Source organism: Streptomyces sp. NPDC111802, from assembly GCF_055634335.1.
Genome location: NZ_JBVKCZ010000149.1, coordinates 1 through 4,267, shown reverse-complemented (window position 1 = coordinate 4,267; position 4,267 = coordinate 1). Strand labels below are relative to the sequence as shown.

The following is a 4,267-nucleotide window of genomic DNA, read 5'->3' as shown; positions in this document are numbered from 1 at the left end:
CCCTTGCCATTGCCGGAGGAGACGCCTAGGTCGGCTTCGCGGGCTTCACCTGGGCCATTGACCACGCAGCCCATCACCGCGATACGCAGGGGCTGAGGGAAGCCGTCGAAGGCGGCCTCGACCTGACTCGCGAGGCGGTGGATGTCGACCTGCAACCTGCCGCAGGCGGGACAGGAGACGATCTCGAGCCTGCGCGGGCGCAGGCCGAGGGATTGGAGGATGTGATTGCCGGCCTTGACCTGCTCGACCGGGTGGTCGGACAAAGACACGCGGATGGTGTCTCCGATGCCCTCGGCCAACAACACCCCGAAGGCGACTGCGGATTTGATAGCACCCTGGAAGGCGGGTCCGGCTTCAGTGACGCCGAGGTGGAGGGGATAGTCGCAGCGGCTCGCGAGCAGTCGGTTCGCGGCAATCATGGTGAGTGGATCATGGTGCTTGACCGCAATCTTCACATCGGTGAAGCCGTGCTCCTCGAACAGCGAGGCCTCCCACAACGCGGACTCCACCAAAGCTTCAGGGGTGGCCTTGCCATGCTTGGCGAGCAGGCGCGGATCGAGGGAGCCCGCGTTGACGCCGATGCGGATCGGCACTGAGGCGTCGGCGGCGGCCGCGGCAATCTCGCCGATGCGGTCGTCGAACTGTTTGATATTGCCTGGGTTGACACGCACGCCGGCACAGCCAGCGTCTATGGCGGCGAAGACGTAACGGGGCTGGAAGTGGATGTCGGCGATCACCGGGATCGGCGACCTGGCCACAATTGCGGGGAGGGCCGCCGCGTCGTCTTGGGAGGGGACGGCGACGCGGATGATGTCACAGCCCGCCGCGGTTACCGCAGCTATCTGCTGCAGCGTGGCATCCACATCAGCAGTCACCGTCGTCGTCATCGTCTGCACGGTGACCGGTGCGCCGCCGCCGACGGGCACCGACCCGACGCGGAGTTGACGGGTGAGGCGGCGACGCACCGGCGCTGGTGGGGGCGGGGTGGGCAGGCCTAGGTCGATGGCGGTCACTGGACACCTTCCTGGGTTCGAGGGGGCAGGGCCCGCTCAGCATCCTGTGGACCACTAGCGTTCAGTACAGCGTCGAGGAGACCGTGAACGTTCAATCCGGCCTGGGCCAACAGTTCGGAGCGGGGGCCATGTGCAATGAAGGCCTGCGGCAGTCCGAGTGTGTGGACGGGGGTGGTCACCGCCTGCTCCTGGCACCGTTGGGCCAGGGACGTCCCTACCCCGCCGGTGCGGACGCCGTCTTCGACGCTCACCACCAGGCGGTGGCGGGCGGCCAGGGACACCAGTGCAGGGTTGACGGGCAGAACCCACCGGGGATCGGCGACCGTGCACCCGATGCCATGCTCCCGCTCCAGAATCTCAGCAGCCTCCACCGCCATCCCTGCCAGCGGTCCGACGGGGACGAGCAGGACATCCAGCGCCTGGCCCTTACCGCGATGCAGAATGTCAATGCCGTCCAGCGATGTCAGGGCCTTGATGGGTGGGCCTGCGGTGGCCTTCGGAATGCGCAGGGCGGTCGGCCCCTCGCCCCAGGCGACCGCCTCGCCCAGAAGCCTGTCCAGCTGAACCGTGTCCCGGGGTGCGGCCAGGCGCAGGCCCGGGACCATAGACAACAAGCTCAGGTCCCACATGCCGTGATGGGACGGCCCGTCCGGGCCGGTGATCCCAGCCCGGTCCAGCACGAACGTGACAGGCAGCCGATGCAGCGCCACATCCATCAGCACCTGATCGAAAGCCCGATTCAGAAACGTCGCATAGATCGCCACGACCGGATGAAAGCCCCCCATCGCCAACCCCGCAGCCGACGTCACCGCGTGCTGCTCGGCGATCCCGACGTCAAAGACCCGCTGCGGGAAACGTTCCATCATGGGGCCAAGGCCCGTCGGGAGCAGCATCGCCGCACTCACCGCAACGACCTGGGGACGGACGGCAGCTACTTCCGCGAGCGCCTGTCCGAACACACTTGTCCACGACGGATCCGAGACCTTAGTGACGGGGCGTGCTGTGTTCGGATCGACGACGCCAACAGCGTGCAGGCAGTCCGAAGTATCCATCTCACAGGGCCGATGTCCTTTGCCCTTAACAGTCATCACATGCACCACCACCGGCCTGTGCACAGCCCGCGCGCGCCGCAGGACGGCTTCGAGCTCAGCAATGTTGTGCCCGTCGACAGGCCCGAAGTAGGTGAACCCGAAGTCGGTGAACAGATTCCGGCACGCCTCTGCCCCACCTCCGTACTTGAGTACGCTCAGGTGCTCGGCCAGGGCGCCGACGGTGGGGGCATAGGAGCGGCCGTTGTCATTTAGGATCACAATGACCGGACGGTCGTTCGCCACTCCCAGGTTGTTGAGCGCCTCAAACGCCATGCCGCCCGTCAAGGCGCCATCCCCCACAACCGCGACCACGGCTCGGTCCTGCTCACCCATGAGCTGACGGGCTTTGACCAGGCCATCGGCGTATGACAAAGCGGTCGAGGCGTGGGAGTTCTCCACCAGGTCATGCACCGACTCAGACCTGGACGGATAACCTGACAGGCCCTCCAGCTGCCGTAGCGTGCTGAAGGCCTTCTGGCGGCCCGTCAACAGCTTGTGCACATACGCCTGATGACCGGTATCGAAAACGAGCGCATCACGCGGGGAGTCGAAAACCCGGTGCAGAGCGAGGGTGAGCTCCACCACCCCTAGATTCGGTCCCAAATGCCCCCCGCTCGCACACACCTTTTCCACCAGGAACCGGCGAATCTCCCCAGCTAGAAGCGGCAGTTGATCCACCGGAAGCGAACGCAGCACACTCGGATCGGCCACCCACTCGACCAACGTCACGTGCACATCCGAAAAGGCCGTCACCATCTGCGTACCCCTTCCCGAACGCACGGCCCACAGTCCGCGCGCTACCTGAGGCAACCGGATGCGAAGCCCGCGGGAAAGAGAACCCCACTCTCAAATCCGTGAACGCGTTGAAAGCTTGCGGCCCTCCGAAAGTCGGAAGGGACAGTAGGGCGGGCAGCGTGAACCCGGCGACAACCAGCTTGTGCCCGACTCGGAGGCGGGCGGGCGTCTGTAGAAAACCGCCTTGTCAGTTCAGCTCGCGCTGTTTGCATGGGCCGTCGGGGGAGGGACTACTAGCTTGAGTTTTAACCTCGCCGTGGGTGGTGGGAGAGGTCGGATCCCCACTCCCCCGCGAGGACTAGACGAGTAGTTCCGATGTGGCTCAGTGGTCGTAGGCGATCAGTGATCGGGTGATGGGGGCGCCGATGGTGCCGTTGTGCCAGATCGCGCAGGTCATGGCCAGGATCCGCTGGGCCACGCGGACACCGACGCCTTCGATGATGCGGCCGCCGTGTTGTTCCAGGTCAAGCTGGCCCTTGAGGGTGTCGTTGACCGACTCGATCAGCTGGCGGACCGTCTCGAGCAGGGCTTCTCCCGTCGTGGGGTGCCGCGGTTGCGGTAGGAGGGCCGCAGCAAGGTGATGCCGCGGGCGGCGAGGAAGCGGTCGAGTTCGGCGGCGATGTAGCCCTTGTCTGCAAGGATCAGCAGGCCGGCCCGGGTAGCGCCCAGGCGCGGTTCATTGTCGATCAGGGCGGCCAGCACTTGCCGTTCGTCGGTCTTGGGGTCGGCCAGGGCACAGGTGACCGGCAGGCCGGCCGGGGTGCACGCCAGATGCAGCTTCAGACCCCAGTAGAAGCGTGAGTGAGAGCGGCAGTAGCCGTAGTTGGCCCATCCGGCAAGGTCGGAGCCTTTGACGGTCTCACGCGAGCGGGCGCACTCGAGGGGCGTGGAGTCCACGATCCACACCGGATCCAGCCACAGGTCGGTATCCGCGGCCAAGGACCGGATCACTCGTTTGACCAGGCCCAGCGCCGCCCGCAGTCGCGTGTTGTAGGCGGGCCGCTGGGCAGATAGGGGAACAGGCCGTGCAGGGGGCATGGGCGAAGCGCAGCCAGCGGGCCTCGCAGTGGAAGCCCGGCACGGCCTGGGCCACGGCCAGGGTGACCAGTTCCGCGTCGGTCAGCCGGGGCGGTCGGCCACGCCAACGCGAGGCCTTCAAGTCGTCGTCGATGTGCACGTACAGTGCGGTCAAGAGGGTGTCTAACTCGGTCGTCACAACCCGATGTTGGACACCCTCCCTGCGTCCGTGAACCCCACAATCGGAACTACTCGTCTAGTACTGCAACGGTGCTTGTGCTGATTGCTGGGCAGGTTTATGGGCTGTGTCCGCGTCGCCTGTAGTGGCTGATGCGGGCTTGGTGTTGGCGT

Annotated in this window: 2 protein-coding genes and 1 pseudogene; all 3 read right to left on the bottom strand. The window is 65.9% G+C overall.

All coding sequences use genetic code 11. The features are described from left to right. On the bottom strand, window positions 1-1,013 hold a 1,013-nt coding region (ispG, locus tag ACZ7NC_RS44660), incomplete at its 3' end, for a flavodoxin-dependent (E)-4-hydroxy-3-methylbut-2-enyl-diphosphate synthase (RefSeq protein WP_471497924.1). Continuing rightward, window positions 1,010-2,860, bottom strand: a complete 1,851-nt coding sequence (locus ACZ7NC_RS44655; protein ID WP_471497921.1) for a 1-deoxy-D-xylulose-5-phosphate synthase — start codon at window positions 2,858-2,860, stop codon at window positions 1,010-1,012. The genes ACZ7NC_RS44655 and ispG, both read right to left, overlap by 4 nt. Window positions 2,861-3,221: 361 nt before the next feature. Next, window positions 3,222-4,115: pseudogene (locus tag ACZ7NC_RS44650) on the bottom strand (IS982 family transposase). Window positions 4,116-4,267 lie beyond the last annotated feature (152 nt).

Bases quoted from the DNA above. Each gene is read 5' to 3' on its own strand.
- ACZ7NC_RS44655 (WP_471497921.1), bottom strand. From the start codon at position 2,860: ATGGTGACGGCCTTTTCGGATGTGCACGTGACGTTGGTCGAGTGGGTG.